This window comes from Actinocorallia sp. B10E7, from assembly GCF_039871655.1.
Classification (GTDB): Bacteria; Actinomycetota; Actinomycetes; order Streptosporangiales; family Streptosporangiaceae; genus Actinocorallia.
In genome coordinates this window covers 296,360-322,333 of the sequence record NZ_JBDPLZ010000003.1, presented here as the reverse complement: position 1 = coordinate 322,333, position 25,974 = coordinate 296,360, and the positions used below count along the sequence as shown (strand labels likewise).

The window sequence follows — 25,974 nt, the reverse complement described above, 5'->3', positions numbered from 1 at the left end:
TGTTAATTGGCGCTCACCCGGGGCACGACTGATTGTCAGCAAGTGGTCCGACCAGCAGCGCTCGATTCGCTCCTGTCCTAGGGTCAAGACATGTCCGACGCCGAGTACTTCGCTTCCCTTCCCCGCACCCGGGGGGCGGCCTCCGCCCTTCTCCTCGACGAACTCGACCGCGTCCTGCTGGTCAAACCCACCTACAAGGCGGGCTGGTTCCTGCCCGGCGGGGTGATCGAGCAGGGCGAGTCGCCCCTCACCGCCTGCCTGCGCGAATGCCACGAGGAGCTGGGGCTCGTCCCCCGTCTCGACGGGATCGCCTGCTTCGACTGGGCCCCGCCCGAAGGGGAGATCGACGCCACCAACGTCTGGGTCTTCGCCGGCCGGATCAGCGCCGAGCAGGTCGCCCGGATCGTCCTGCCGCCCGACGAGCTCTCCGACCACCGGCTGGTCCCCCCGGCACAGATCCCGGACCTGGCCCCGCCGCACATCGCCCGCCGCCTGGCGTCCATCCTGGCCGCGGGCGACCGTCCCGTCTACCTGGAGGACGGGACGCACCCGGGAGTGCCCGCCCCCCGGCCCGGCACCCCCTGACCGCTGCTCCCGGGCCCCGGTCAGGCCGGGGCGCGGTCGCGGATCAGTTCCGCGGCGGCCGGATCACTGGCCCGGGCGCAGTGCGCCGAGCAGTACCAGTGCCGGTTGACCTCCACCCCGTGGCCGATCACCCTGCACGAGCAGTGCTCGCAGATCGGCGCCAGCCGGCTGATGGCGCACTCGAAGCTGTCGAACACGTGCACCGCCCCCTGCGTGTGCACCTCGAACGCCAGTTCGTAGTCGTTGCCGCAGACCTCGCACCTGCCCATGACGGAACTCCCCCCGAAGAAGACTCTCGAGCGGTCTACCCCGGGGGCGTCCCGGTCATGCGGGGCCCCGGCTCACCCGCGGCGACGCGCCCGGACGGGGTTCTCCCTGCTCCACTCCTGGGAGCGCCCGGAGGAGCGCAGCACCCGGATCCACGGGTCGTCCTCCCGGCGCAGGGGCAGATGCGGCACTCCCCACGCCCAGGCACCGACCAGCACCTCGGGGTCCTCGGGCCGGTAGTCCTCGCCGATCGCCCTGGCCAGGTCCCAGGCGTGCAGGTGCCACTCGATGCTGGCCGAGCCCGCGTGGTCGCCGACGGTGTACTTGGTGCCCCGGTGGATCAGATGGGTCTTGTTCCACAAGTCGGGGATCAGGTCCAGATAGGCGTCGGCCGACACCGTGAACGACATGATCCGCTCCCGCCCGGACTCCGGCGGCAGGACCGCCAGTTCCGCGGCGTTCTGGCGGGCCTGCTGGCGGATGAGGACGGCGGTCGCGATGTCCTGGGCGAAGAGCTTGGCCAGCCGGCTGTCGGGGGCGTCCTGCAGGAACTCCAGCTGGTTCTCCGCGACGCAGCGCAGGTGCCCGGCCAGGTCGATCGCCAGCCACTCCGCGCACGGGGTGAGGGCTTCCCAGTCCTGGCAGCGGGCGGCGAACCACCGGATGGCCGCGACCCCCGCCCGGTAGGACTCCATCACCCGGTCCCCGTCAGGCGGCCTGCGATCCAAGTCCACTCCCCCATCCCCCGCCGAGCCCGTGCCGCCGGCCCGGGTGCCTCGTCACGCTGGTGACCCTCCGCGACCCTCCGCGTGCGCGCAGGTCAGATTCTCAGAGTTCCGGCCGCTGTGCCACTCGGCGCACAGCGTGCCGGGAACACACTCGTCCCGCCCGCGAGAGGGCGCGGAACTAGACCCGGGTGAGGGCCCGGAAGCTCAGCTTGTGGGCCTCACGGGCGGTCCGCAGCCGGTCCAGCTCCTCACTGTAGGGGCGGACGGAGGCCTTCGCCCGCGCCTTGCGCCGAGAGATCTCGGCGGCCCTGGTGGAACCGTAGGTGCGCACTCCCATCGCGACCCGTTCGGCGGCCTCGGCCGCGGCGATGGCGCCGCGCAGCGCCGTCTCCAGCTCGCCGTGCAGGACCCGCGTCTCGGCGTGGTCCTCGTGCTCTGCCTGCGCCTCCCGCAGCGCGGCCTCGGCTCGCTCGACCGCGGCGATCCGGTCGGGATAGCTCGCGGCGAGCTCCCGGTCGGCGGCGAACTGCGCCGCGACCTCCGGGCTGATGCGTCGACCGAAGACCATTCTCAATCCCTTCCGTTCACGTTCTGGCCCGCAGCCTACGCTCCCCGGGGCCGAGCGGCACCCCCGCCCGGAGGTTTCGTGTCGGCTTCTGTGCGAGGAGTTTCCGCCGCGCGCCTTTACGCAGTAAGGTACAGGGTGCCGACCAGGACAGCCGATGAGGGGCAACCGTGAACACCCTGCGTGAACCGCTCACCCGCGACCGCATCATCCGGGCCGCGCTGCACATCGTCGACGGGCAGGGCCTGGGGCGGCTGACCATGCGCCGGCTGGGCGACTCCCTGCAGGTCGAGGCGATGGCGATCTACCACCACCTGCCTCGCGGCAAGGAGGAGCTGCTCGACGGCCTGATCGCGCACGTGGCCGTCCTGCCCGCCGACACCCGCCCCCTGTCCGGTGAGGACTGGCGGGACCGCATCCGCGTCTGGGCCGACGCCTACCGGGCCCGGCTGGTCGAGCACGCCGGGGTGCTGCCGCTGCTGGTCACCCGCCGCAACCCCGCCGCGCTCGCCGCCACCTCCCGCTCCCTGACCGAGGTGCTGCGGCTGGGCGGCTTCCTGGAGGCCGCCGCGGCGCCCGCCGCGCACACCCTGCTGTCCTTCCTCATCGGCCACGCCGCCCTGGAGGTCCGGGGGCTGGAGAGCCCCCAGCCCTACCCGGTGGACTGGGACCGCCAGTTCGAGGCCGGGCTCGAGGTACTGCTGTCGGGAATGCTCACGGCGCTGCTGTAGAGCCGCTCATTCCTCCACGATGAGCAGTTCCAGGACGCGTGAGCCGCGACCCGAGGACGGGCCGGAGATCCACGTCAGCGGCCGGTCCGGACCCAGCCTCCCGAAGGCCTCGGGGACGGTGCCGACGATCTGGTCGGCGTGCACCACGCACAGGTGGTAGCCGGGCACCAGGCTCAGCGCCCGCCTGCCCTGCGCCCTGCCGCCGTCCAGCACGACCGTCCCCGTCTCGGCGACGGCCAGCGCGCAGCCCGTCACCGCCCCGCCGGTCTCGGCCAGCTCGTCCGTCTCCAGCCTGGGCGCGTCGGCCAGCGCCTCGACGCCCTGCAGCTCGGCCAGCCAGCCGAACGGCAGATCGGCCGGGACGGCGATGCGCTTGACCCCGCGCGCCCACAGCGCCGAGGCCACGGCCGTGCCCAGGCCGTCCGCCCCCACGTGGCGCACCGTGGTGCCTCCCCCCGCGTGCTCGGCCGCCCGCTCCGCGAACAGGGCCGCGAGGTCCCCTGCCTCCGGCTGAGGGCCGGCCGGGGCGGGCCCGTCCAGGGGAAGATCGCGGGGCGTCGGGGCCCCGGAGGCCGGGCCCAGCGCCTCCCGGACACGGCGCAGGATCTCCTCGCGGGCGTTCACCGGCGTGACCTCCACCAGTCGCGGAACGTCCGGCGGGGAAGGACGGGCAGGTCCCGTGCGTCGGTCCATCTGCCCGACAGGATCGATAGACCCGACAAACCAGACAAACCCCGGACGCCTCCGCCCCTGGCCAGCAGCCCGCCCCAGCGGTTGAGCCGGGCCAGGGCCCGCTCGTAGCGGCGCCGGTCGGACATCGTCCAGGCCGCGGCGCGCATCAGGGCCAGCTCGGGGGTGGGCACCGGACGGCGTCGGCGGGACTCGACGACCTTGGCCCGCAGGTGCACCAGGACACCCGGGATGTCGATGCGCACCGGGCACACGTCGGCGCAGGCCCCGCACAGGGTGGAGGCGAACGGCAGGGACGCCTCGTAGGCGGGCTCGATCCCGCGCAGCTGCGGGGTGAGGATCGCGCCGATCGGGCCGGGGAGATCGCCGTAGGGGCGGGCGCCGACCCGCCCGTAGACCGGGCACACGTCCAGGCAGGCCGAGCAGCCGATGCAGCGCAGCGCCGCCCGTCCCACCTCGTCCTTCAGCACGGCGGTGCGGCCGTTGTCCAGCAGGACCAGGTGGAACTCCCGCGGCCCGTCGCCCGCGGTGGTCCCGGCCCACATGGCGGTGTGGGGGCTCATCCGCTCGCCCGAGGACCGTGCCAGGAGCTGCAGCAGCACCTCGAGGTCGCGCAGGCGCGGCACGACCTGCTCGATGCCCGCGACGGTGATCAGCGTCTCGGGGAGGACGAGGCACATCCGCCCGTCCTCCTCCGGCTCGAGCGCCACCACCGTCCCGGTCTCCGCCACCAGGAAATGTGCGCCCGAGACGACCGTCTCCACCGAGAGGAGGCGTTCGCGCGGGGAGAGCTCCGCTCCGCGCACGGTGATCCCGGCGGCCGCGAGCGCCCCGGCCAGGCCGATCTCCCGGGTGACCGCCGACGCGAGCTCGACGACCTCCTCCCGGCCTCCGGCCTGCACCAGGCGGGTGACGACGCGGGCGGCCTCGGCGGCGTCCCGCGCCCAGTGGACCTTCCCTCCCGCCCGGACGACGGCGTCCTCGAGCCGTTCCAGCAGCGTGCCGAGGTCGAGCAGGGCGCGGTCCTTCAGCTCCTCGCCGGCCCGGCGCAGGTCCTCCCAGCCGGGCAGCTCCGCCACCGCCTCGGCCCTCCGCCGCTGCCGCTCTGCGGCCGGACGCGGATCGCGGCGGGGTCCGGCCAGCGCCTCCCCCGCGGCCTCGGCGAACTTCACGGGGCGGGTGAAGGGCGTCATCGCTCCTCCCCCTCGGCTCCCGTCGCGGCGAGGATCTGCGCCAGGTGGACGGCCCGTACCCCCGAGCGCAGCCGCGAGAGCATGCCGCCGATGTGGGCCAGGCAGGAGTCGTCCACCGCGCACACCACGTCGGCGCCGGTCCCGCGCACGTGCCTGACCTTGTCCGCGGCCATCGCGACCGACGTGTCGGCGTTCTTCAGCGCGAACGCCCCGCCGAATCCGCAACATTCCTCGGCCTCCGGCAGGTCGGCCAGCTCCAGGCCCCGGACGGCGCGCAGCAGCCGCAGCGGCCTGTCGCCCAGCCGGGACACGCGCAGCGAATGGCAGGTGGGGTGGTAGGCCACCCGGTGGGGGAAGCAGGCGCCGACGTCCGTCACGCCCAGGACGTCGACGAGGAACTCGGTGAGCTCGTGGACCGGCGGCGGGGCGCCGCCCGTCAGCCTCGGATGGACGGTGCGGACGGTGGCCGCGCAGGACGCGGAGGGCGTCACGACCGTCTCGTAGCGGCTGAACAGCTCGGCGAACCGCACCGCGAGTCCTTCGGCCTCCCGGTGGTAGCCGGTGGTCCAGTGCGTCTGCCCGCAGCAGGTCTGCTCGGGCTCGAAGACCACCTCGTGTCCGAGACGTTCCAGCAACCGCACGACGGCCCTGCCCGTCCGCGGATACAGGGCGTCGTTGACACAGCTGACGAACAACGCGACGCGCACTCGTGCCCTTCCTCGTGGGGAACGGCCATCGTAGGTCGCGGGTGCGGCTGTCTCCCGGGAGACGATCCCATCTCCCCCGTAATGAGGAGGCCCTGACCCGACTCAATGTGAATTATCCCGTTTGCCCACCTCACAGGGCCGATCGGCCGGTGAGCCGATCCGCCGCTCGCCGACTGGTTCGTACACCACGCCACAACAGTCCCATCGGACTATGTCCTTGAAAGCCCGAACCGTTGCACACTGGTACACGTCCAACGTGACAGAGAACACAAACCCATCGAGTGTGAGAACCGGAGGCACGCCGATGTGCCCGCACCAGCCGTCCTGTCCCTCGTTCGCCGACCCGGACCGAGACGCCGCCCGCACCCTGGCCAGCCACCCGGAACAGGGGTGGAGCCTCCTGTGCAACGGAGTGGTGGTGTTCGAGGACACCGGTGAACTGCTGCCCAACGGGGGGATCATCGCGCCGCACCGCCCGACGGACGTGCACGCCGACGCCGCGGCCTGAGCCCGCGGCGACGGCCGGGCCCGATCTGACTAGTCAGTTCGGGTGATCCCGGCCGGGGTACGGATCAGCCCCGCCAGCGCCGGAGCCACGGCTCCACGGCGGCCCCCACCCGGGCGGGGTCCTTCGCCAGGTCGTGCCGTTCGCCCGGCAGCGTCACCACCTCGGTGGCGTCCCGCTCCGCCGGCACCCCGAAGGGGTCGCGGTCACCGTTGACCACCACGACCGGCGCACCGGCCTCCCTCAGCTCATCCGCCCTGCTCTTCTCGGGCTTGCCGGGCGGATGCAGCGGGAACGCCAGCGCCAGGACCCCCGCCGCACCGGTGCGCGCCGCCGTGCGGCAGGCCACCCGTGCGCCGTTGCTCCGCCCGCCCTGCACCAGCGGCACCTCCGGGTAGCGCTTCCGCAGCGACTCGACGACCTCGATCCAGGCCGCGTCCTGCTTGACCGCGCTGCCCGGAGCCCGCCTGCCCGCCAGCCGGAACGGCTGCGTCACCCGGGCCACCACCGCCCCCAGGCCCAGCGCGGCCTCCCGCACCGCCAGCAGGTCCGGCGCGTCCACGCTCCCGTTGGAACCGTGCGTGAGCACGACCAGCAGCCGCGCCCCCTCCGCCTCGTCGACCACGACCGCCGCCGGCCCCGCCACGGTCTCGATCTCCATGCGTCCATGCTCCCAGCCCTCCGGGCGCGGACGCATCCGGGGTGCCCCGGGGAGCGGCGGGCCGCCGCTCCGTGCCGGACGGACGGAGACAGGGCCGGTCAGGCCAGGCGGTCGACCAGGCCCCAGGACAAAGCCGTCGCGGCGTCCAGTTCCAGCCCGGTGAGGGCCAGGTAGAGGGTGCGCCAGCGGCCGGCACGGCGGGGCAGGGAGACGGTGCCGCCGGCCCCGGGGATCAGGCCCATGCCGACCTCGGGAAGGCGGAAGGTGGTGCCGGGATCGGCGATGAGGGTGCGGGCGAAGGCGGGGAGTTCGACGCCGGCGCCCACACAGGTGCCGTGGACCCGGACGGTGACGCGGTCGCGCAGGCGATGCAGGGGCAGGGCCGCGCCCCCGCGGGTGCGGACGAGGTGGGCGGTGGTGAGGTCGGGGGTGGTCCCGAACTCGGCCAGGTCGCCGCCGGAGCAGAACACCGGGCCCGCGCCGTCCAGCAGGACCCGGCGGATCGACGGGTCGGCCTCGGCGATGGCCAGCCCCTCCACCAGGGCGTCGCGAAGGAGGCGTCCGTAGGCGTTACGGCGCTCGGGACGGTTGAGCGTCAGGCGCAGGGTATCGCCGTCGCGGGAGAGCCGGACCGGCTCCGTCACCTCCGGCGGCGCGTCGACGGTTCCCCGTCCGGTGAGCCAGGAGGAGAACTCCGAACCGGCCAGCAGCGTGGAGTAGGCGAAGGACTCCACGTCCAGGGCCTCGGCGACGGGCAGCGTGGCGGACGCCCGCAGCACCCCGCCGAGGGTGAAGGCGGCCCGCGGATTGGCGGACGCCGCCTCCCAAAGGCGGCCCAGCGCCGCCTTCGGATCGTCGACGCCGACGTACGGGCGGGGCAGGGACCGGCCGGACGTGATCAGGGTGAGGTCGAGGTAGGCCGACAGGGTCCGGGCCGCCTCCGGCAGGTCCGTCCCGTCGTGGATCCCCACCAGCAGCCGGTCGTGGGACCTGGCGCGCTCGGCGGCGCGGGAGAGGGTCGCGGCGGACGGGACGGAGCCGAGCTCGATCCCGATCAGGGGATCGATCGGCGCCGCGTCCGGGCCGAGGACACGGGTGTGGGCCGCGCCGTCGGCCAGATCGGCGACGGACAGAAGGAGAGGACCGTTCATCTGCGCTCCCGCCGTTAGCGATCTTCCAGTGGTCGTGAGTGTATCGTCGGGCTCATGCGGAGCAGCCGATGACGGCGCGGGCCGCGGCCTGGGCGCGCAGCGGAGTGGTGGCGCTGACCGGCCGCCCCTGCGGACCGCCGCTGGTGCCGCCCGGCACCGCCGCCCAGCGGGCCGCCGAGCTTTCGGCGCTGCTGGCGGATCTCACCGCGCGGACCGGCCGTCCGGTACGGGTGGACGGGCCCCGGCTCCTGTCGGAGCGCGCCGCCTATACCCGGCATTCCCGGCACGGGCCGATCTCCGCGGGGGGAAGCTGCCGACTGCTGCCGACCGCCGACGGCTGGGCCGCGGTCTCCTGCGCCCGCCCCGACGATCCCACCCTACTCGGCGCGCTGGCCTTCGCCGAGCCCGGCGGGGAACTGTGGACGGTGCTCACCCGCTGGCTGGCCTCGCACTCCGGGGACGAACTGGCCGAACGCGCCGCCCTGCTGGGCGTCGCCGCGGGGCCCGTCCGCCGACCGCCGCGGCCCCGCGTGCCCTCTCCCTGCGCACCCCGGCCGCTCGAGGGGGCACTGGTGGTCGACTTCAGCGCCCTGTGGGCGGGTCCGCTGTGCGCCCACCTCCTGGGCCTGGCCGGGGCCCGGGTCGTCAAGGTCGAGACGCCGACCCGGCCCGACGGGGCCCGGCAGGGCGACCAGGCCTTCTACGACCTGCTGCACTCCGGGCACCGGTCGGTGGTCCTGGATCCGGCCACGCCGTCCGGCCGCCGCGCGCTGGCGGAGCTGGTGCAAGCCGCCGACATCGTGATCGAGGCGTCCCGCCCCCGGGCGCTGGCCCGGTGGGGCCTGGACGCCGGGGAGGCCGTGGCCGCGGGGAAGACCTGGGTGTCCATCACCGCGTACGGCCGCGCCGAGGACCGGGTCGGGTTCGGCGACGACGTCGCCGCCTGCGCCGGGCTGCTCGCCTGGGACGGGGCCGGACCGGTCTTCTGCGGCGACGCGCTCGCCGACCCCCTCACCGGGCTGACCGCCGCCGTCCTGGCCGCCACCGCTCCGACCGACGGCTCGGGTGTCCTGTGGGAGCTGTCGATGGCGGACGTGGTCGCCCTGACCCTCCCGGACGGCCCGCCCGTCCCGAGCGCCGCCGCGCGGGCCGTCCCCGGCGGCTGGGTCGTCGACACCGACGAAGGCCCCGTCCCCGTCGCCGATCCCGCCCCGCGCGAAGGCCCCGCCGGGCCCGCCCCGCGCAGTGGCGCCGACACCTCGGATGTCCTGCGCGAGCTGGGCATCCCCCTCCCCTGATCCGCTCCGACGGCGCCGCCTCCTTCGAGTGGCGCGTCGGCCGCGGCCCGACCCCGGCGCAGCGGAGTTACCGGTGAGTCAGATATGAATCTGCCATGGCAGAAACGTCCGACCTCGGGGTCAGAGGCAACCCCAACTGGAACCTCACCCCTCTGCCCGCCGACCGCGGCGGGCCCGACCTCCCCCGGCTCGCCGAGGCCCTGCGGGAGTTCAACGACCTGATGACCGGCTCGGTCGCTCCCCCCGAGCTGACCAAGGAGATGCTCCGCCAGATCGAGCTCTTCAACGCCGAGCTCCGCGCCCACCAGGTGCCCGAGAGCGAGCAGATCGTCGGACGCCTCGACGTGCCGGGCCGCGCGCAGACCCTCATCCCCGTCATCCGCTTCGACTCCTCCGGACCCGACCACATGCGCGGGCGGATCCGGTTCGGCCGCTACTACCTGGGCCGCAACGGAGCCGTCTACGGCGGCGCCATCCCCCTGTTCTTCGACTCGGTCCTGGGGCGCATGTCCAACAGCGGAGGCCGCGTCCCCGCCCGGACCGCCTACCTCCACGTCGACTACCGGTCCGTCACCCCCGTCGAAGCCGACCTGCGCTTCGAGGTCTCCTTCCTCCGGGAGGAGGGGCGCAAGCGCTTCATCAAGGGCGCGCTCTACCACGGCGAGACCCTCTGCGCCGAGGCGGAAGGGCTCTTCATCGCCCTCAGGGCCGGGCAGCAGTGATCCCGCCGAGGTGAGCCCGGACATCAGAACGGCCCGTCCTGCCGGGACGGGCCCGTTCAGGGACGAAGGAACCGGCGGGGGTTGTCGACGAGCATCGCGGTGATCTGCTGCTCGGTCACGCCCTTCTCCCTGAGGTAGGGGAGGACCTCCTGTTCGATGTGCAGGTAGTTCCACTGCGGGAGGAAGGGCAGGACGTCCGGGTCGATCCAGTCGATGTAGCAGGAGGCGTCGTGGGAGAGGACCATGCTCTCCGCGTAGCCCCGGCGGCACATCTCGACCACGGTCTCGGCGCGGGCCTCGAAGGTGGTGTCGAGGTTGAGGCCGAAGCGGTCCATGCCGAGCAGGAAGCCGGCGTCGGCGAGTTCGGCGAGGTGGTCGCAGTCGGAGGTGTCGCCGCTGTGCCCGAGCACGACTTTCCGGGGGTCGACGCCCTCCTCGTCGCACAGGAGCCGCTTGACCTCCAGACCGCTGCGGCTGCCGGGGTGGGTGTGCACGGTGACGGGGGCGCCCGTCCGCCGGTGGGCGGCGGCCACGGCGCGCATCACCCGTTCGACGCCCGGGGTCATGCCCTCCTCGTCGATGGCGCACTTGAGCATCCCGGCCTTCACCCCGGTGTCCGCGATCCCCTCGGTGAGGTCCCGGACGAACATGTCGGCCATCGGGTCGGGCACGTCCATCCCCAGGACCTCGCTCAGCCCCGGCCCCCGGTAGCGGAAGAAGAACGGAATGTCGTTGTAGGTGTACAGGCCCGTGGCCACGATGATGTTCAGTTCGGGCACCTGCGCGGCCACCCGCTGGATGCGGGGGATATGACGGCCGAGCCCGACAACGGTCGGGTCGATGATCGTGCGCACCCCCTGAGCGGCCAGCGCCCGCAGCCGCTCCACCGCGTCGGCCACCCGCTCGTCCTCGCTTCCCCACTCCCCCGGGTAGTTGTCCTGCACGTCAGCGGTGAGCGTGAAGATGTGCTCGTGGACGTAGGTACGCCCCAGTTCCCCGTCGTCGACGGGGCCGAGGACGGTGTTCACCTGGGCCATGGGCGGGACTCCTCGTCGGGTGTCTGCGATCGAGGCCGGTGCCTCGTGCGGGCTGCCGTTCTACCATTTCCGCAGGCCGCGCCGCCAGGAAAGATCAGCCGGATGAGGGGTGTTCGTCCGGCAACGCCAGGCGTTCCGTCCTGCGCTGGCCGTCCAGTTCCCTGATGACCTGGATCAGGGCGTCGCCGAAGACCTCCTTCTCCCCTCGCTCGAGCATGGTCTCCAGCGCGTCGCGCAGTCTTCCGGCCTCCCCGACGAGCGCCTGCGCGGCCCGCAGCGCCCCGTAGGTGGCCTCGGCGTTCGCCGGGTTGATCCGGCCCAGCAGATCCACGACGGCCAGATAGTGGTCGACGAACTCGCGTTCAGCCGAGGTGAGGGCGGGCATCTATCGGGGTCTCCCTTCGGGGGTGGAGGTCACCGGCCACGCTTTCCACAGTAGGCGCCACCGGATCGCAAGGGCTTCTCTTTCCTCCGCCGGGACCGCCCTCCGGCTCAGGACTCCTTGCCGCGGCGGAGGGGGAGTTTCAGGGTGAGGAGCCTGGCCCGGGGTGCCACGCGGGCGGCGAGGCCGAACAGGGCCTCGGTGCGGGTGCGGTCGGCGTCCAGGTGGGTGAAGAGGTTGACGCCCAGGTAGAAGGTGACGGCCGCGTAGGCCAGGTCGCGCGGGGGCATCAGCATGGCCAGCGGGGAGCCTCCGATCACCCGGTCCAGGGTCTGCTCGACGAACTCGATCCACGGTTCGGCCCGGGCCACGATCTCCTGCCGGAGTTCGGGGCGGGCGATGCTCGCGCCGACCAGCTCGGTGAACAGGGTGATGTGTCCGCCTTCGAGGTCGGTGCGGTAGATGGTGATCGCCGCCTCGACGAGCTCCTCGAGGGTCCTGGCCTTGGCGGCGGCCTCCCGGTGCGCGGCCATGCGCTCGGCGGAGGAGTGGTCGAGCGCGGCCAGCAGCAGGGGGTCGACTCCGCCGAAGTGGTAGAAGACCAGCGCCGAGTTGCAGCCCGCGGCCTTGGCGATCGTGCGGGCGCTGGTGCCCGCGTACCCCTCGGTGCGCAGGGTCTGCGCGGCGGCCTCGATGAGGCGCTCCCTGGTCTCCGCGCTGCTCTGCTTGCTCACGGTCCCCCAGTCTCCCAGTTGACAGACCCCGGTTGGTTCATCATACGGTTTAATCACTCGATTAAACCGAACGATTAAACTAAGTGATGAACGAAGGTGCCCCCCATGGTCGTTCCCGATCCCGAGCGGCGGCTCTCCGCCCGGCGCACCCTGCTGGGCGTCGTGGCCGCGCTGTTCGCCGCGATGCTCGCCTACCGGATCCTCAAAGCCGGGCAGCTGGAGCAGACCGCGCTGTTCTACGTGGGGATCCCCGCGCTCATAGCGCTCACCGTCGTGGCCACGGCCCGGCCGCGCAGCACGCTCGGCACGATCACGGCCGCCATCACCGTCGGGCTCGCCCTGGCCGGACCGCTGCTCGACGAGGGGGTCGTCTGCCTGGTCATCGCGGCTCCGCTGTTCTACCTGTGCGGCACGATCATGGGGGTGTCCATCGACAGGGACCGCCGCAGAAGGGGCATGCAGGCGCTGCTGATCGTCCCGCTGCTGCTGTGCGCCGAGGGCACGGCCGTCTCGCTTCCACGCGGGAACGAGGTGACGGTCACCCGCACTGCGCCGGACGGGACCGACCTGGAGCGAGCACTCGCCGTGGCGCCGGACTTCGGCCCGGTGCGCTCCAGGCTGCTGCGGCTGAAGTTCCCCCGGCCGGTGCGGGCCGAGGGCTCCGGGCTCGAACCCGGCGACGTCCGGCACATCGACTTCACCCCGCGCACGTCCCTGGGGCTCGGCGCACGGCCGACTCCCCGGTCCATGGACCTCACGGTCGTGCGGCGCGAACCCGGCCTCGCGGTCTTCGCGATCACCCGGGACACCACGCTGGCCCGCTGGCTCGACCTCACCGAGGCCGAGTTCCACTGGCGGGGAACCCGGCTGAGCGTGACCCTCCGGTACCGGCGGACGTTCGACCCCGCCTGGTACTTCGGGCCCGTCCAGCGGTACGGCATGCGGGAGGCCGCCGCCTACCTGGCCGAGACCTTCACCGGCAGCGCCACCCCATGACCGACCCGGCGCTGGTCCGCGGGATCACACTGTTCGCGCCCGTCCTGGCGGCCGTGGCGATGCTCTGGTACCGGCCGCCCGGACGGCGGGAGACCGCCGCCCTGATCCTCGGCGCCGGCTGGAACGCCCTGGCGCTGGCGGGGGTCAACGCCCTGGCCCTGCACGTCGGGTGGTGGTCGTTCGAGGCCGAGGGCGGAACCGTCTCCGGGATTCCGGTCGACCTGCTGCTCGGCTGGGCGGTGCTGTGGGGCGTGGTCGCGGTGCTGGCCCTGCGCCACCGCCCGCCGCTACCGCTGGTGGTCGGCGCCGCCGTGTGGATCGATCTGGCGGTGATGCCGCTGGGCGGGCCGGTCCTGGTGCTGGACGGTTCCTGGCTGACCGGGGAGGCGGTCGCGGTCGCCGTGTCCCTGGTGCCAGGGCTCCTGCTGGCCCGGTGGACCCTCGCGGGCCGTCGCCTCATGGCACGCGTGGTGCTCCAGGCCGTGCTGTCGGTGGGACTCATGGTCGTCCTGCCGGTCCTGCTGAGCCGGGTTCCCGACCGTCCCGGCTGGGCACTCGGCCTGGTGGCGCAGCTGATGCTCGCGCCCGCGGCCCTGACCGCCGCAGCGGTCTGGGAGTTCGCCCGCGTCGGCCGGGGCACTCCCCTGCCCTACGATCCGCCGACCCGTCTGGTGACGACCGGCCCGTACGCCTACGTCCGCAATCCGATGCAGCTGGGAATGACCGTCGTCTATCTGCTTCTGGGCCTCCTGGACCCGTACTTCCTCCTCGGCGCCGTCGTCGCCGTCTCCTACAGTGCGGGCCTGGCCGCCTGGCACGAGGACGTCCAGCTACGCGAGCTGCACGGCCGTGCGTGGAACCGCTACCGCTCGGCCGTCCGGCCCTGGTTCCCGCGCATCCGCCCCTACCCCGGAATGCCATCCGCCGCCGTCTGGATCGCGCACTCCTGCGGCCGCTGCGATCCGGTCGCCGCCTGGCTCCGCCGCCGCTCTCCGACCGCCCTGGCCGTCAGGCCCGCCGAGGACCACCCGTCGGGCCTGCGCCGGATGACCTACGAACGGGCCGACGGCCTGCGCGTCGAGGGCGTCGCCGCCTGGGCGCACGCCGCCGGGCATCTCACCCTCGGCTGGGCCTTCCTCGGCTGGATCCTGCTCCTGCCCGGCATCAGCCACTTCGCCCAGCTGTGCGCGGACGCCTTCGGCGCGGGCCCCTCCCTGACCGAGGCGGGCACGGGCCGGGAAGGCGGCGGGAGCCGGTGACGGCCTCCCCCGCCGCGGCGATCGAGGGGCCGCTCCTCGGGTCAGCCCGCCAGGCGATCGCCGCCGGAGACGATGTCCGCGCGCAGCGGAGCGAGGGCGGAGGCGATCTCGCCGATCGTCTCCTCCGGGACGCCCAGCGACGCGAGGGTGGCGGCGAGGTGGCCGACGACGGCGTCGAAGTGTCGGTCTTCGAGGCCCAGGTGCGCGTGCGCGGAGCCCAGGTCCCGGCCCTTGTACAGTTCCGGGCCGCCCAGGGCCGCGGCGATGAACGCGCGCTGGTGGGACTTGAGACGGGAAAGGTCCGTGCCGGTGAAGAGCCCCTCGAGCTCCGGGTCGCCCAGAACCCGGACGTAGAAGTCGTCGACCGCGGCGCCGACCGCCGCCGAACCGCCGATCGCGTCGTAGATGCTCATGTCCGTCCTGCTTCCTGATCGGTTCCGTCCGCTGGACCGAACGTAGGAAGCCCCTGTTAAACGGAAGCGGCCCGCGCGGAACACCCGTGCAACGCTCCGCGCACATCCCCTTCCCCGGTGTGGTGAATTTCGAGTCCGCCGCAGGCCCGGAGAGGGGGCGAAAGTGAGCTTCCTGTGGCTAACATCAGACGCGTGGAAGATCGACCAATGTCCCTTTCTGGGGATTATGTACAGGATTGGGCGCTGGTCGACGTGGAGACGTCGGGGCTGCGACCCGGCCGCGACAGGGTGCTCTCGCTCGCGGTGATGACGGTCGACCACAACTGGCGGGAGGTCAGGCGTTACACCACGCTGCTGGACCCGGGCGTCGACCCCGGGCCGGTGCACATCCACGGGCTGACGACGGAACGGCTGCGCGGGGCCCCGACGTTCGACAAGGTGGCCTCCCGGGTCGCCGAGATGCTGCACGGGCGGGTCATGGTCGCGCACAACGCCCGGTTCGACTACGACTTCCTGGCCGGGGAGTTCGCCCGCGCGGCGGTCGTCATGCCGGTGCGGCGACGGCTGTGCACGCTCGAGCTCAACCGCCGGCTCGTCCCGCCCACCCCCGACCTCCAGCTCACCACGCTCGTCGACTACTACGGCGTGACCCGCCACCGAGCGCACGACGCGCTCGGCGACACGCTGATGCTCTCGGGAGTGCTGCGCCGCTCGCTGGAGGCCGCGCTCCAGCGAGGGGTGGAACTGCCTTTCGCCGCGTGCCCGCCTCGGCAGGACTCCCGCTACCCGGTGAGCATCCCCAAAGCCCGCTGCCCCTACCGCAACCCCGGAAGACTGGCCTCGAAGCTCGTCCAGGGCATGAAGGTCGCCTTCACCGGGGAGACCGAACTCCCCCGGCTGGAACTGGCCACCCGTGCCGCCGCCGCGGGCCTGAACGTCATGAACAACGTCAGCCGCCAGACCAGCGTCCTGGTCGCCAACGACCCCTTCGGCACGACGGGCAAGACCGAGAGGGCCAGGACCGAAGGAGTCCCCGTCATCGACGAGCCCACGTTCCTCAAGCTGCTCGACGAGATCGCGCCGGGCGAACCGGCCGACTCCCGTTCCTCGCGGGGACCCGGTCGACCCCGCGACGGGAGCGAGTGACCTCCCGCACGGCGAAGCCCCCGGCCGCTCATCGTGAGCGGCCGGGGGCTTCGTCATGCGCACCCAGGTGTGTTCGGTGAAGCCGCCTCCGCCGATCCCGACGGGCTTGGCCGGTCAGGGGCCGGGCGGGCGGAAGCGAACCGCGGCATCGGGGCGGGGGTTCAGCCCCAGCTGTCACCCCAGCCCCACATGTCGGGGATGTGCCAGTTCTGCTCGTCCTGGATGCCGAACTGGCCGCGGAAGAAGAGCATCGGACGGCCGCTGTCGGGGGTCTCCAGCTCGAGCACCCTGCCGATCACCACGTCGTGGTCGCCGGCGACGGTCACCTGGTGGACCTCGGCGTGGACCCGCATCAGGACCCCGGGCAGGGAGGGCGTGCCCCACCTCGACGTCTCCCAGTCCAGGCCCTCGTACTTGGCGCCCTTGCTGGAGCCGAAGCGGGCGCACAGGTCCTGCTGGTCCTCGCCGAGCACGTTCACCGTGAACCGGCCGGCCTCCCGGATCCGCGGCCAGGTGCGGCCCCGGTGGTCGGCGCAGAAGAGGACCAGCGGCGGTTCCAGGGAGACGGAGGCGAACGACTGGCAGGCGAAGCCCACGGGTTCGTCCTCGTGCAGGCCGGTGACGATGGTGACGCCGCTGGCGAAACTCCCCATCGCCCTGCGCATCTCCAGCGGCGTGGGCGCCGCGCCCTCGGGCGCGAGGTTAGCCTGAATGCTCATAAATAAACAGTAATGCCGCAGACCCATAAATCCATAGCCTCCTCCCACTCAACGGCAGGAGGGCGGCAAAGTAGATAAATCAGATCGCGGGCGGTTCGCGGTGCAGCCGGACGGCGACCTGCTCGGCCAGCAGCGGATCGGCCAGGCCCCGCCGCCACACCTCCGCCGCCTCACCGTCCCGCCCGCGCAGCGGAAGGGTGCGGGCCAGCAGCTCGACGGCCAGAGGCGCGACATCCTGGGCGTTCGTGGAGTTCATCGCGGCGGTGAACGCGCCGATCGCCTGCTCCAGATGGGTCAGGCCCATCGCGACGGCCAGCCGGGCATAGGCGTAGCCCTCCGGGGGCGTGGCGCGCAACGCCCCCGCCAGGACCTGCTGGGCCCGGGCCGTCTGGTCCAGCTCCAGCAGCCGCTGGGCCAGGTCGTGGGCGGCGACCGGCGCGTACTGGCCGTCGCCGGTCGCGATGACCTTCTCCCACCAGCCGACCGCGGTCTCCACGTCGCCGCCGTCGTCGGCGAGCTGCGCCAGGGCCAGGCAGGCGGCGGGCAGGTAGGACGGATGCGCGGAGGAGACCACCAGGTGCCATGCCTCCTCGGCCGCCTCCCTGTCCCCGGCCCGCTCGCAGGAGAGCGCGAGGTGATAGGCGGCGCGGGGCCCGTACTCCGGGTCGCCCGTCTCGATGGCGGTCCAGTCGGCGTCGCGCGCCGCGTCGTGCTCGCCGAGCTCCTCCAGGACCACCGCGAGTCCCAGCGCCGCCTGCGCGCGGCCGGAGGGCGCGGGGTCGTCCAGCGCCGCGGCGAACAGTTCCGCGGCCGCGGGCAGATCACCGGACTCCGCCAGCAGGCGGGCCTGAGCCAGGGTCATGGCGGAGGGTCCTCCTTCGAGAAGTGATCTCGACCCTACTGAAAAGGGCGGCGCCGTCGGGGCGACGACACGGCCCTTTTCAGCTCAGGAGGGACGAAGTCCGGCTCAGTCCTCGAACGCCTCCGGCGGCGGGCAGGAACAGACCAGGTTCCGGTCGCCGAAGGCCTGGTCGATCCGGCGGACCGGCGGCCAGTACTTGTTCTCCCGCAGGGAGGCGACCGGGTAGGCCGCCTCCTGGCGGCCGTAGCCCTGCTTCCACTCGTCGACCGTCAGCATCTCCGCGGTGTGCGGGGCGTTGCGCAGCGGGTTGTCCTGGGCGTCCCACTCACCGGAACCCACCCGGTCGATCTCCGCCCGGATCGCGATCATCGCGTCGCAGAACCGGTCGAGCTCGGCCAGGTCCTCGCTCTCGGTCGGCTCGATCATCAGCGTGCCGGACACCGGGAAGGACAGGGTCGGCGCGTGGAAGCCGTAGTCGATGAGGCGCTTGGCGACGTCCTCGGCGGTGACCCCGGTCTCCTTGGTGATCTTCCGCAGGTCGGCGATGCACTCGTGCGCGACCAGCCCGTTCCGCCCGGTGTAGAGGATCGGGTAGTGCGGGGCGAGCCTGCGGGCCACGTAGTTGGCGGCCAGGATCGCCGCCTGGGTGGCGCGCAGCAGCCCGTCGGGGCCCATGAGCGCGATGTAGGTCCACGGGATGGGCAGGATGCCCGCCGAACCCCACGGGGCCGCCGAGATCGGGCCGACGCCCGTCTCCGGGCCCGCCTCGGACCGCAGCGGGTGGTTGGGCAGGAACGGCGCCAGGTGCGCGCCGACCGCGACCGGGCCGACGCCCGGACCGCCGCCGCCGTGCGGGATGCAGAACGTCTTGTGCAGGTTCAGGTGCGAGACGTCCGCGCCGAACTCGCCGGGACGGGCCAGCCCGACCAGCGCGTTGAGGTTGGCGCCGTCCACGTACACCTGGCCGCCCGCCGCGTGCACGGCGGCGCAGACCTCGGTGATCGTCTCCTCGTACACGCCGTGCGTCGAGGGGTACGTCACCATGATCACCGACAGGTCGGCGGCGTGCTTCTCGATCTTGGCGTGCAGGTCGTCCAGGGAGACGTTGCCCTCGTCGTCACACTTGACGACGACCACCTTCATCCCGGCCATCGCCGCGCTGGCCGCGTTGGTGCCGTGCGCCGAGGACGGGATCAGGCAGACGTTCCGGTGCCCCTCGCCACGCGACTCGTGGTAGGCCCGCACCGCCAGCAGCCCGGCGAGCTCGCCCTGCGACCCGGCGTTCGGCTGCACCGACACCTTCGCGTATCCGGTGATCTCCGCCAGCCAGGCCTCGAGCTCGCCGATCAGCTCGACGTAGCCGGCGGCCTGCTCGATCGGCGCGAACGGGTGGATGTCCGCGAACTCCGGCCAGGTGATCGGCTCCATCTCGGTGGTCGCGTTGAGCTTCATCGTGCAGGAGCCCAGCGGGATCATCGACCGGTCGAGCGCGATGTCCTTGTCCTGCAGGCGGCGCAGGTAGCGCAGCATCGCCGTCTCGGACCGGTGGGAGTGGAACACCGGGTGGCTGAGGAACGTGCTGGCGCGGCGCAGGCCCTCCGGCAGCGCCTCCGCCTGCCCGGCCGGGTCCGCGAGCGCGACCGCGCGGCGGAACCCGCGCTGCTCGATCGCCTCCAGCAGCGACTGCAGGTGCTCCTCGGTGGTGGTCTCGTCGAACGCCACCGCGATCGTCCGGTCGTCCACCAGGCGGATGTTGAACCCGGCCCGTCGGGCCGCCTCCACCGTGGCCGGCGCGTGGCCGGGGATCCGGATGGTGAGGGTGTCGAAGTAGTGCTCGTGGACGACCTCGAACCCCTCGACCTCCTGGGCCTTGATCGACGCGGCGAACGTCGCGGCCATCCTGTGCACCCGCCGCGCGATCCGCGTCAGGCCCTCGGGGCCGTGGTAGACGGCGTACATGGACGCCATGACGGCCAGCAGCACCTGCGCCGTGCAGATGTTGGAGGTCGCCTTCTCGCGGCGGATGTGCTGCTCGCGGGTCTGCAGCGCCAGCCGGTAGGCCTGGTTCCCGTCTGCGTCGACCGAGACCCCGACCAGCCGTCCCGGCAGCTGCCGCTCCAGGCCCTGCCGGACCGCCATGTAGCCGGCGTGCGGGCCGCCGAACCCGAAGGGCACCCCGAACCGCTGCGCCGAGCCCACGACGATGTCCGCGCCCAGCTCCCCGGGCGGGGTCAGCAGCGTCAGCGCCAGCAGGTCGGCGGCCACGACCACCTGGGCGTCGCGGGCGTGCGCCGCCTCGATCACCGGCCGCAGGTCGCGGATCTTCCCGGACGTGCCCGGGTACTGGGCCAGCACCCCGAAGATCTCCCCTTCCGGAAGGCCCTCGTCCAGATCGGCCAGGACCACCGGGATGCCCTGCGGCAGCGCCCGCGCCCGCACCACCTCGATCGTCTGGGGCAGCGCGTCGGCGTCCACCACGAACACGCCGGGCTCCTTGCGGCGGGTCGCCCGCAGCGCCAGCGCCATCGCCTCGGCCGCGGCCGTGCCCTCGTCCAGCATGGACGCGTTGGCCACCGGCGCCCCGGTCAGGTCCGAGACCACGGTCTGGAAGTTCAGCAGCGCCTCGAGCCTGCCCTGGGAGATCTCCGGCTGGTAGGGCGTGTAGGCGGTGTACCAGCCTGGGTTCTCCAGCACGTTGCGCAGGACCACGCCCGGGGTGACCGTCCCGTGGTACCCCAGGCCGATCAGCGAGGTGAGCACGGTGTTGCGGGAGGCCAGCTCCCGCAGCCTGGCCAGCGCGGCGGTCTCGCTCAGCGCGGGCGGCAGGTCCAGCGGGCGGCCGGTGCGGATCGCGGCGGGCACCGCCGCTTCGCTCAGGGCGTCGAGATCGGCGAACCCGACGGCGGCGAGCATCCTGGCCTGTTCGTCGGCGGACGGCCCGATATGACGGTCGGAGAAGTCGAACTGCGCGGTCATGGACGAGCCTCCTGGAGCGCGGAAGGGAAAAGAGAAGGATCCCGAGATCCTCGTTCCCCCTCTGTCATGGAACCTGAGAGCTTCACCCCGGCGGGGTTTTCACCTTCGGTGGAGCCGCACGGCCCGCTTTCCAGAGACGCCTCGTCCATGCGGTCCTTTTGCCTGAGAGGTTCCGGGGAGGTTGCTCCTTCGGCGCTCCGCGCCGGCTTGCGCGGAGTCTCTCCCGCACGGGGTCGACAGCACGATCAGTCTATCCGGTGGGCTGCCCCCCTCCCGCAGACGGCCCCGGCACGGGAGGATCTAGCTGTTCCGGAACCACCGGGACCCGTCGAAAGTCCCCCCGCGGCCGACATGATCACGCAGTGTCATGGACGGACTAACCTTTGGGGACTACCGGAACCAGGAGGACGGTGTAAAGCGTGACGAGCACACAGGGCGACGCGGCCCTGGAGCCCCTGCCGTCCCCCGTGCCGGGAGCGGTGGTCGAAGAACCCTCCCTGCCCGGGCGGATCCGCAACCCGAGCACCCTGTTCCGCGCCCTGGCCTGCTTGGCGGGCCTCGGCCTGCTCCTGCTGCTTCCCACTCTGGCCACCCAGACCACCACCGGCCTGGAGACCGACATCAGCCGCGGCACCGAGCAGGCGCCGCACTTCCTGCTGACCCTGGCCGGGCTCACCGCCGGCTTCGGCGTCCTGGCCGTCCCGGTCGCGTTCGCCCTGGACCGCATCCTGCGCCGGGACGTGATCCGCGTGCTGCTCGGCCTGTGCGCCGCGGTGGCCGCGCTGGCCGTGGACTTCGCCATCGAGGGCTGGGCCGCCGCGGCCGGGCCCAGCCATCTGACCGACGTCCTGGGCTTCACCAGGGCCGGCACTCCCCCGCTGCAGTCCGATCTCACCCCGGTGATCGCCTACGCCGTCGCGGTGCGCCTGGGCGGACGGCCCCGCTGGCAGCTGGCCATGTGGGGCACGCTCGCGCTGGCCGCGCTGGCCTCCCTGGTCGCCGGCTACTCCACCGCCCTGGGCATGGTCGCGACGTTCCTCATCGGGAGCCTGGTCGCCTACCTGACGCTCTACGGCCTGGGCACCCCCAATCCCCGGCCCGCCGGCACCGCCGTGGTGGAGGTGCTGCGCCGCCTCGGCTTCCATCCGCTCAGGGCGGTCCGCGCCGACGACGGCACCCTCGACCACCGCCGCTACCTGGTCGAGCTGCCGGGACAGCGGCTGGACGTCACCGTCCTGGACCGCGACCAGCAGTCCTCAGGCCTGCTCTACCGGGTCTGGCGCGGGCTGCGGCTGCGGGCCAACCAGCCCCGCCGCGCCGTGCGGTCGCTGCGCCGCTCGCTGGAACAGGAGTCGCTGGCCGCCTACGCGGCGTTCACCGCGCAGGTCCGCACCCCCCGGCTGCTGGCCACCGCCGAGGTCGGCACAGAGGCGTCTCTGCTGGCCTACGAGCACCTGGACGGCGCCCTCCTGGCCGACCTACCCGACGAGGAACTCACCGACGAGCTGATGGTCGGCCTGTGGCGGCAGCTGGAGCTGCTGCACCACCGCCGGATCGCGCACCGCAGCCTGGACAACATGGCGATCATGGTCTCCGGGGGCGAGCCCTGGCTGGTCGGCTTCAGCCGGAGCGAGACCGCGGCGAGCGACCTGCTGCTGCGCCTCGACCACGCACAGCTGCTCACCACCCTGGCGTTGCGGGTGGGCGCGGAGCGGGCGGTGCACCTGGCCTCCTCGGTCATCGGCGCCCCTGCGCTGGGCGCGATCGTCCCGCTGCTGCAGAAGGTCGCGCTCTCCCGCGGCACCCGCACGGCGCTGCGCCGCGACAAGCACCTGCTGAGCGCCCTGCGCGAGGAGATCCTCAGGTTCTGGCCCGAGACCGAGGTCGCGCCCGTCCGGCTCGAGCGCTTCCGGCCCCGCACGATCATCAGCATCGTCGCCGGGGCCGCCGGCGCCTACTTCCTGCTGTCCCAGCTGTCCGACGTCGACGTCGGACAGCTGATCACCCGGTCCGACTGGCGCTGGGCGGCGCTGGCGGCGCTGGCGTCCGGCATGTCGTTCGTGGCGGCCGCGATGATGGTCATCGGTTTCGTGCCCGAACGGCTGCCCCTGGGCCGGACGGTCCTGGTCCAGCTCGCCGCCTCGTTCGTCAAGCTCGTCGCGCCCGCGGCGGTCACCGGGGTGGCGATCAACACCCGGTACCTGCAGCGGACGGGCATCCGGCCGGGGCCGGCCGTGGCCAGCGTGGGCGCCTCCCAGCTCATCGGCCTGGGCGTGCACATCCTGCTGCTGGTCGTCCTGGGCTTCCTCACCGGCTCGGGCGGGATGGGCGCCGACTTCGCCCCGTCCCGCACCGTGGTGCTGGTGCTGCTGGCGGTGGCCACCGCCGCGGTGGTGGCGGCCGCGATCGGCCCGGTCCGGCGGCTGGTGCTCCGCAGGCTGAAGCAGATGTTCTCCGGGGTGGTCCCCCGGCTGCTGGACGTGCTCCAGGACCCCCGCAAGGTCGCCACGGGACTGGGCGGCACGCTGCTGCTGACCGTCTCGTTCGTGCTGTGCCTTGACTTCTCCATCCGGGCGTTCGGCGCCTCGCTGGACTGGACGGCGGTGGCGGTGGTGTTCCTCACCGGCAACGCGCTGGGTTCGGCGGCGCCCACTCCGGGCGGTCTGGGCGCGGTCGAGGCCGCGCTCTCGCTGGGCCTGACGGTGGCGGGGCTGTCGGCGGAGACGGCGACCTCGGCGGTGCTGCTGTTCCGGCTGCTGACGTTCTGGCTGCCGGTGCTGCCGGGATGGGCCGCCTTCACCTATCTCCAGCGGCGCGAAGCGCTCTGAGCGGGCGGCGGCATGCCGCCGCCCGCGGCCTTTACGTAGTAAGGCAAGTCCGCGGGCGGAAGAGGGACTCCTCCGTCCGCGCTCAGCCTGTCTTGCGGACGCGGCGGCGGGCGGACAGCTCGTCCCGGCCCGGGCGGGCCTCCAGGTAGGGCTCGGCGTTCTCGGCGGGCAGGTTCGCCAGGCTGCCCTCCACCTCCTGCCAGACCCGGCCCAGAGCGATGCCGAAGACGCCCTGGCCGCCCTGGAGCAGGTCGACGACCTCGTCGGCGCTGGTGCACTCGTAGACGCTGACGCCGTCGCTCATCAAGGTGATGGTGGCCAGGTGCTCCACTCCCCTGTCCCGCAGGTGGGTGACCGCGGCGCGGATCTGCTGGAGCGAGACTCCAACGTCCAGCAGTCGCTTGACGACCTTGAGGACGAGGATGTCGCGGAAGCCGTACAGGCGCTGACTGCCGGAGCCGTGCGCCGGGCGGATGCTCGGCTCGACCAGCCCGGTGCGGGCCCAGTAGTCGAGCTGGCGGTAGGTGATCCCGGCCGCCGCGCAGGCCGTGGGGCCGCGGTAGCCGACGTTCTCAGAAGGCATGGCCACCGCGCTGTCGAAAAGCAGGCCTTGCTCACCGGCCTGCCGAGAGGCGAGCCGGCGCTCACGGTCCACCTTGTCCTCGCCGCTGCTCACCGCCACGCGGACCTCCGGCTTCTGTCAGCTCCCAGGTATCCGGCAAGGGGGTTTGCCGGAATTTCCCCACGAGTGCTCCACCAGCACGGTAGGTGCCGGTCAGGGCAGGGTCAACGTTCACCGTCGGCGCGTCGCAGAGCGGATTAATCCGGCTTCACAGGCGCAAACGGCTCAGCCTGCCGTCCCCTTCTCCCCCCTACCCCCGGTCACCGGGGGCGGAAACGGACGAGACCTTCGGGATTCGAGGAGAACCGCAGGTCAGCCTCCCCTTTCGAAGTCCTCGGGGGAGACATTGTCGAGGAACTCGCGGAACTTCTCCACTTCGTCTTCCTGTTCGTCCGGGATCGCCACCCCGGCCTCGTCCAGGACCTCCTCGCTGACGAAGATACTCGAACCCGTGCGCAGCGCCAGCGCTATCGAGTCGGACGGCCGCGCGCTGACCTCGGCGCCGTTGGAGAACACCAGGTCTGCGAAGAAGATGCCCTCGCGCAGCGCGGTGATGTTCACCGTCCGCAGGGTGGCGCCCAGCGCCTCGATGACCTCCTTGAACAGGTCATGGGTGAGCGGCCGCGCCGGCAGCATGCCCTGCTGGGCATAGGCGATCGCGGTGGCCTCCACCGCCCCGATCCAGATGGGCAGGTAGCGGTCGCCTTCGACCTCCTTCAGCAGCACGATCGGCTGGTTGGAGGGCATCTCGACCCGTACGCCGACGACCTCCATCTGCTTCACAGCGGCTCCTCGCCTTAAGACGGTCCTCTGCCCAAACTACACCTTGGAGGCAAACTAGCCGCCCAGGCTGTCCTTGAGCGCCGCCGAGACCAGCGCGGTGTGCAGTGTCAGGGTCAACCCGCCCAGTTCCCTGGCCGCCTTCCCCGCCGCCTCGTGCGCTCCCGGCGCGCGCCGTTTGAGCAGCGGCGCGATGGTCTGTTCGATCAATGCCAGCTCCCGCTCCGCGGCGGCCTTGACCACACGCAGGTGCCGGGCCTCGAAACCGTACCCGGCCAGCCTGACCGCGGTCCTGGCCACGGTCAGCGCGTCGGAGTCGTAGTGCGGGCCCGTGCGGCGGACCAGCCCGTAGGCCTCCAACTCCTCCAGCTGCGCCTCGGTGATCCCGGCGCCGTCCAGCAGTTGCCGCCGGGTCAGCGCCACCTCGGCGGCGGGCTGGGAGTCGGCGGCCACCAGGGTGCGGGGCGGACGGCTGTCGAGCTGCTCCTTGATCACCCGCAGTGGCAGATACCGGTCACGCTGGGCGGCCAGGATGTACCGCAGCCGCTCCACGTCCGCCGAAGTGAACTTGCGGTAGCCCGAAGGCGTGCGCTCGGGTTCGATCAGCCCCTCCGCCTCCAGGAAGCGGATCTTGGAGTGGGTGATGTCCGGGAACTCACCCTGCAGGCTGGCCAGGACGTCCCCGATGGTCATGTACGCCCGGGCGGCGTTCGCACTCACCCGTGCTGGGGGTTGGTGAGGAACACGAGCCGGAACTTGCCGATCTGCACCTCGTCGCCCCCGTTCAGAGCCGCGTGGTCGATCCGCTCCCGGTTGACGTAGGTGCCGTTCAGGCTGCCCACGTCCCGGACGGTGAAGCCCGTCCCGTGCCGAGCGAACTCGGCGTGCCGCCGCGAGACGGTGACGTCGTCGAGGAAGATGTCGCTCTCGGGGTGGCGCCCGGCCGAGGTCCTGTCCTTGTCCAGCAGGAACCGGCTGCCCGCGTTGGGACCGCGCCGCACCACCAGCAGGGCCGTGCCCGGAGGCAGCGTCTCCACGCTCAGCTGGTCGGGAGAGCTCTCCTCTGCGGCCTCGGGAATCTCCAGCCCATCGGTCAGCCCGCTGATCGAGATGGTCGAGGTCGACTCACCGGGGGTCTCGGGAGCTGGCTGCGCGCTGCGGACCAGAGGAGTGCCGCAATTGGAGCAGAAGCGGGCGCCATCGGGATTGGCGTGACCGCACTGCGTGCAGTAGACGCTCGACATCGATCGGCTCGGCCTCCTACCATCGGCGTGCCCCCCTGGACACGCCCCCGCTCTGCTTGACTCCGGTCTGGACAACGCTACCGGCGCACCGATCAACGGTCTATGCCGCCGAGCGGAACCGACTTCCGGAAAAGGCTGTCAGGAAGACCGTACCGTGCTGACGGCCCTGTCGG

The 25,974-nt window shown here is 72.5% G+C and carries 28 protein-coding genes and 1 riboswitch; of the genes, 9 read left to right on the top strand and 19 right to left on the bottom strand.

Features of this window, described 5'->3' with window-relative positions; genetic code table 11:
* Positions 1-90: 90 nt before the first annotated feature.
* The gene (locus ABGB12_RS11320) at positions 91-585 is read left to right on the top strand and encodes an NUDIX hydrolase (RefSeq protein ID WP_347676742.1); all 495 of its coding nucleotides are present in this window, start codon (positions 91-93) and stop codon (positions 583-585) included.
* Positions 586-605: 20 nt separating this feature from the next.
* Here the strand turns inward: ABGB12_RS11320 and ABGB12_RS11315 are convergent, their stop codons facing one another.
* The 3 genes from ABGB12_RS11315 to ABGB12_RS11305 all read right to left on the bottom strand — a co-directional run bounded on the left by ABGB12_RS11315 (position 606) and on the right by ABGB12_RS11305 (position 2,148).
* Entirely contained in the window at positions 606-854 is a 249-nt protein-coding gene (locus ABGB12_RS11315; protein ID WP_347676740.1) for a hypothetical protein, read from the bottom strand.
* Positions 855-926: 72 nt separating this feature from the next.
* Positions 927-1,580 (bottom strand): hypothetical protein, encoded by a 654-nt coding sequence (locus ABGB12_RS11310; protein WP_347676738.1) that lies wholly within the window; start codon positions 1,578-1,580, stop codon positions 927-929.
* Positions 1,581-1,758: 178 nt separating this feature from the next.
* Positions 1,759-2,148 carry a plectin gene (locus ABGB12_RS11305; RefSeq protein WP_347676736.1) on the bottom strand — a complete coding sequence of 130 codons (390 nt, stop codon included), beginning with the start codon at positions 2,146-2,148 and terminating at the stop codon, positions 1,759-1,761.
* Positions 2,149-2,315: 167 nt separating this feature from the next.
* Here ABGB12_RS11305 and ABGB12_RS11300 point away from each other — a divergent pair, with 167 nt between their 5' ends.
* Positions 2,316-2,876, top strand: a complete 561-nt coding sequence (locus ABGB12_RS11300) for a TetR/AcrR family transcriptional regulator C-terminal domain-containing protein (protein ID WP_347676734.1) — start codon at positions 2,316-2,318, stop codon at positions 2,874-2,876.
* A 6-nt stretch (positions 2,877-2,882) separates the two neighbouring features.
* Here the strand turns inward: ABGB12_RS11300 and ABGB12_RS11295 are convergent, their stop codons facing one another.
* The 3 genes from ABGB12_RS11295 to ABGB12_RS11285 are packed head-to-tail and all read right to left on the bottom strand — an operon-like array spanning position 2,883 to position 5,466.
* Positions 2,883-3,500, bottom strand: coding sequence for an LUD domain-containing protein (locus ABGB12_RS11295; protein ID WP_347676732.1), 618 nt, complete (start codon positions 3,498-3,500; stop codon positions 2,883-2,885).
* Positions 3,497-4,759 carry an LUD domain-containing protein gene (locus ABGB12_RS11290; RefSeq protein WP_347676730.1) on the bottom strand — a complete coding sequence of 421 codons (1,263 nt, stop codon included), beginning with the start codon at positions 4,757-4,759 and terminating at the stop codon, positions 3,497-3,499. Before ABGB12_RS11290 ends, ABGB12_RS11295 begins: the two co-directional genes overlap by 4 nt.
* On the bottom strand, positions 4,756-5,466 hold the full coding sequence (locus ABGB12_RS11285; protein ID WP_347676729.1) for a (Fe-S)-binding protein: 711 nt from the start codon (positions 5,464-5,466) through the stop codon (positions 4,756-4,758). The genes ABGB12_RS11290 and ABGB12_RS11285 overlap by 4 nt, the downstream gene beginning before the upstream one ends.
* Before the next feature lie 304 nt (positions 5,467-5,770).
* Here ABGB12_RS11285 and ABGB12_RS11280 point away from each other — a divergent pair, with 304 nt between their 5' ends.
* The gene (locus ABGB12_RS11280; RefSeq protein WP_347676728.1) at positions 5,771-5,974 is read left to right on the top strand and encodes a DUF5999 family protein; all 204 of its coding nucleotides are present in this window, start codon (positions 5,771-5,773) and stop codon (positions 5,972-5,974) included.
* A 64-nt stretch (positions 5,975-6,038) separates the two neighbouring features.
* On the opposite strand, the gene ABGB12_RS11275 is transcribed toward ABGB12_RS11280, so the two are convergent.
* Both ABGB12_RS11275 and ABGB12_RS11270 read right to left on the bottom strand, forming a co-directional pair.
* Positions 6,039-6,632 carry an alpha/beta family hydrolase gene (locus tag ABGB12_RS11275; protein ID WP_347676727.1) on the bottom strand — a complete coding sequence of 198 codons (594 nt, stop codon included), beginning with the start codon at positions 6,630-6,632 and terminating at the stop codon, positions 6,039-6,041.
* 98 nt (positions 6,633-6,730) lie between these two features.
* Entirely contained in the window at positions 6,731-7,783 is a 1,053-nt protein-coding gene (locus tag ABGB12_RS11270; RefSeq protein WP_347676726.1) for an enoyl-CoA hydratase/isomerase family protein, read from the bottom strand.
* Positions 7,784-7,851: 68 nt separating this feature from the next.
* Between ABGB12_RS11270 and ABGB12_RS11265 the strand changes: the two genes are divergently transcribed.
* Positions 7,852-9,081 carry a CoA transferase gene (locus tag ABGB12_RS11265; protein ID WP_347676725.1) on the top strand — a complete coding sequence of 410 codons (1,230 nt, stop codon included), beginning with the start codon at positions 7,852-7,854 and terminating at the stop codon, positions 9,079-9,081.
* A 95-nt stretch (positions 9,082-9,176) separates the two neighbouring features.
* The gene (locus ABGB12_RS11260; protein ID WP_347676724.1) at positions 9,177-9,803 is read left to right on the top strand and encodes a PaaI family thioesterase; all 627 of its coding nucleotides are present in this window, start codon (positions 9,177-9,179) and stop codon (positions 9,801-9,803) included.
* Between the two features lie 56 nt (positions 9,804-9,859).
* Here ABGB12_RS11260 and ABGB12_RS11255 read toward each other — a convergent pair whose 3' ends face one another.
* The 3 genes from ABGB12_RS11255 to ABGB12_RS11245 all read right to left on the bottom strand — a co-directional run bounded on the left by ABGB12_RS11255 (position 9,860) and on the right by ABGB12_RS11245 (position 11,956).
* Positions 9,860-10,840, bottom strand: coding sequence for a phosphotriesterase-related protein (locus ABGB12_RS11255; protein WP_347676723.1), 981 nt, complete (start codon positions 10,838-10,840; stop codon positions 9,860-9,862).
* 94 nt (positions 10,841-10,934) lie between these two features.
* Positions 10,935-11,225 (bottom strand): hypothetical protein, encoded by a 291-nt coding sequence (locus tag ABGB12_RS11250; protein ID WP_347676722.1) that lies wholly within the window; start codon positions 11,223-11,225, stop codon positions 10,935-10,937.
* Between the two features lie 107 nt (positions 11,226-11,332).
* Positions 11,333-11,956, bottom strand: a complete 624-nt coding sequence (locus ABGB12_RS11245) for a TetR family transcriptional regulator (protein WP_347676720.1) — start codon at positions 11,954-11,956, stop codon at positions 11,333-11,335.
* Positions 11,957-12,061: 105 nt separating this feature from the next.
* On the opposite strand from ABGB12_RS11245, the gene ABGB12_RS11240 reads away from it, so the two are divergent.
* Positions 12,062-12,952, top strand: coding sequence for a hypothetical protein (locus ABGB12_RS11240; RefSeq protein WP_347676718.1), 891 nt, complete (start codon positions 12,062-12,064; stop codon positions 12,950-12,952).
* A complete protein-coding gene (locus tag ABGB12_RS11235; RefSeq protein WP_347676716.1) occupies positions 12,949-14,211 on the top strand; it encodes an isoprenylcysteine carboxylmethyltransferase family protein in 1,263 nt (420 codons plus the stop codon). The genes ABGB12_RS11240 and ABGB12_RS11235 overlap by 4 nt, the downstream gene beginning before the upstream one ends.
* Positions 14,212-14,252: 41 nt before the next feature.
* Here the strand turns inward: ABGB12_RS11235 and ABGB12_RS11230 are convergent, their stop codons facing one another.
* Positions 14,253-14,624: a group 1 truncated hemoglobin gene (locus tag ABGB12_RS11230; RefSeq protein WP_347676714.1), complete on the bottom strand. Its 372-nt coding sequence runs from the start codon at positions 14,622-14,624 to the stop codon at positions 14,253-14,255.
* A gap of 192 nt (positions 14,625-14,816) precedes the next feature.
* On the opposite strand from ABGB12_RS11230, the gene ABGB12_RS11225 reads away from it, so the two are divergent.
* On the top strand, positions 14,817-15,770 hold the full coding sequence (locus ABGB12_RS11225) for an exonuclease domain-containing protein (protein ID WP_347676712.1): 954 nt from the start codon (positions 14,817-14,819) through the stop codon (positions 15,768-15,770).
* Positions 15,771-15,931: 161 nt separating this feature from the next.
* Here the strand turns inward: ABGB12_RS11225 and ABGB12_RS11220 are convergent, their stop codons facing one another.
* The 3 genes from ABGB12_RS11220 to gcvP all read right to left on the bottom strand — a co-directional run bounded on the left by ABGB12_RS11220 (position 15,932) and on the right by gcvP (position 20,327).
* Positions 15,932-16,489, bottom strand: a complete 558-nt coding sequence (locus tag ABGB12_RS11220; protein WP_347676710.1) for a flavin reductase family protein — start codon at positions 16,487-16,489, stop codon at positions 15,932-15,934.
* A gap of 79 nt (positions 16,490-16,568) precedes the next feature.
* Entirely contained in the window at positions 16,569-17,351 is a 783-nt protein-coding gene (locus ABGB12_RS11215; RefSeq protein WP_347676708.1) for a tetratricopeptide repeat protein, read from the bottom strand.
* A 105-nt stretch (positions 17,352-17,456) separates the two neighbouring features.
* Positions 17,457-20,327 carry an aminomethyl-transferring glycine dehydrogenase gene (gcvP, locus tag ABGB12_RS11210; protein ID WP_347676706.1) on the bottom strand — a complete coding sequence of 957 codons (2,871 nt, stop codon included), beginning with the start codon at positions 20,325-20,327 and terminating at the stop codon, positions 17,457-17,459.
* Between the two features lie 140 nt (positions 20,328-20,467).
* Positions 20,468-20,563, bottom strand: a riboswitch (glycine riboswitch).
* Between the two features lie 183 nt (positions 20,564-20,746).
* Between gcvP and ABGB12_RS11205 the strand changes: the two genes are divergently transcribed.
* Complete coding sequence (locus ABGB12_RS11205; protein WP_347676704.1) at positions 20,747-23,155, top strand: lysylphosphatidylglycerol synthase transmembrane domain-containing protein; 2,409 nt, start codon at positions 20,747-20,749, stop codon at positions 23,153-23,155.
* 82 nt (positions 23,156-23,237) lie between these two features.
* Here ABGB12_RS11205 and ABGB12_RS11200 read toward each other — a convergent pair whose 3' ends face one another.
* The 4 genes from ABGB12_RS11200 to ABGB12_RS11185 all read right to left on the bottom strand — a co-directional run bounded on the left by ABGB12_RS11200 (position 23,238) and on the right by ABGB12_RS11185 (position 25,801).
* Positions 23,238-23,837, bottom strand: coding sequence for a MerR family transcriptional regulator (locus ABGB12_RS11200; RefSeq protein ID WP_347676702.1), 600 nt, complete (start codon positions 23,835-23,837; stop codon positions 23,238-23,240).
* A 252-nt stretch (positions 23,838-24,089) separates the two neighbouring features.
* Positions 24,090-24,560 (bottom strand): bifunctional nuclease family protein, encoded by a 471-nt coding sequence (locus tag ABGB12_RS11195; protein ID WP_347676700.1) that lies wholly within the window; start codon positions 24,558-24,560, stop codon positions 24,090-24,092.
* Between the two features lie 54 nt (positions 24,561-24,614).
* Positions 24,615-25,277, bottom strand: a complete 663-nt coding sequence (locus ABGB12_RS11190; protein WP_347676698.1) for a MerR family transcriptional regulator — start codon at positions 25,275-25,277, stop codon at positions 24,615-24,617.
* On the bottom strand, positions 25,274-25,801 hold the full coding sequence (locus ABGB12_RS11185) for an FHA domain-containing protein (RefSeq protein ID WP_347676696.1): 528 nt from the start codon (positions 25,799-25,801) through the stop codon (positions 25,274-25,276). Before ABGB12_RS11185 ends, ABGB12_RS11190 begins: the two co-directional genes overlap by 4 nt.
* Positions 25,802-25,974: the final 173 nt, after the last annotated feature.

Bases quoted from the DNA above. Each gene is read 5' to 3' on its own strand.
- ABGB12_RS11320 (WP_347676742.1), top strand. From the start codon at position 91: ATGTCCGACGCCGAGTACTTCGCTTCCCTTCCCCGCACCCGGGGGGCG.
- ABGB12_RS11315 (WP_347676740.1), bottom strand. From the start codon at position 854: ATGGGCAGGTGCGAGGTCTGCGGCAACGACTACGAACTGGCGTTCGAG.
- ABGB12_RS11305 (WP_347676736.1), bottom strand. From the start codon at position 2,148: ATGGTCTTCGGTCGACGCATCAGCCCGGAGGTCGCGGCGCAGTTCGCC.
- ABGB12_RS11290 (WP_347676730.1), bottom strand. From the start codon at position 4,759: ATGACGCCCTTCACCCGCCCCGTGAAGTTCGCCGAGGCCGCGGGGGAG.
- ABGB12_RS11280 (WP_347676728.1), top strand. From the start codon at position 5,771: ATGTGCCCGCACCAGCCGTCCTGTCCCTCGTTCGCCGACCCGGACCGA.
- ABGB12_RS11275 (WP_347676727.1), bottom strand. From the start codon at position 6,632: ATGGAGATCGAGACCGTGGCGGGGCCGGCGGCGGTCGTGGTCGACGAG.
- ABGB12_RS11270 (WP_347676726.1), bottom strand. From the start codon at position 7,783: ATGAACGGTCCTCTCCTTCTGTCCGTCGCCGATCTGGCCGACGGCGCG.
- ABGB12_RS11265 (WP_347676725.1), top strand. From the start codon at position 7,852: ATGACGGCGCGGGCCGCGGCCTGGGCGCGCAGCGGAGTGGTGGCGCTG.
- ABGB12_RS11260 (WP_347676724.1), top strand. From the start codon at position 9,177: ATGGCAGAAACGTCCGACCTCGGGGTCAGAGGCAACCCCAACTGGAAC.
- ABGB12_RS11255 (WP_347676723.1), bottom strand. From the start codon at position 10,840: ATGGCCCAGGTGAACACCGTCCTCGGCCCCGTCGACGACGGGGAACTG.
- ABGB12_RS11250 (WP_347676722.1), bottom strand. From the start codon at position 11,225: ATGCCCGCCCTCACCTCGGCTGAACGCGAGTTCGTCGACCACTATCTG.
- ABGB12_RS11240 (WP_347676718.1), top strand. From the start codon at position 12,062: ATGGTCGTTCCCGATCCCGAGCGGCGGCTCTCCGCCCGGCGCACCCTG.
- ABGB12_RS11235 (WP_347676716.1), top strand. From the start codon at position 12,949: ATGACCGACCCGGCGCTGGTCCGCGGGATCACACTGTTCGCGCCCGTC.
- ABGB12_RS11230 (WP_347676714.1), bottom strand. From the start codon at position 14,624: ATGAGCATCTACGACGCGATCGGCGGTTCGGCGGCGGTCGGCGCCGCG.
- ABGB12_RS11220 (WP_347676710.1), bottom strand. From the start codon at position 16,489: ATGAGCATTCAGGCTAACCTCGCGCCCGAGGGCGCGGCGCCCACGCCG.
- ABGB12_RS11215 (WP_347676708.1), bottom strand. From the start codon at position 17,351: ATGACCCTGGCTCAGGCCCGCCTGCTGGCGGAGTCCGGTGATCTGCCC.
- gcvP (WP_347676706.1), bottom strand. From the start codon at position 20,327: ATGACCGCGCAGTTCGACTTCTCCGACCGTCATATCGGGCCGTCCGCC.
- ABGB12_RS11185 (WP_347676696.1), bottom strand. From the start codon at position 25,801: ATGTCGAGCGTCTACTGCACGCAGTGCGGTCACGCCAATCCCGATGGC.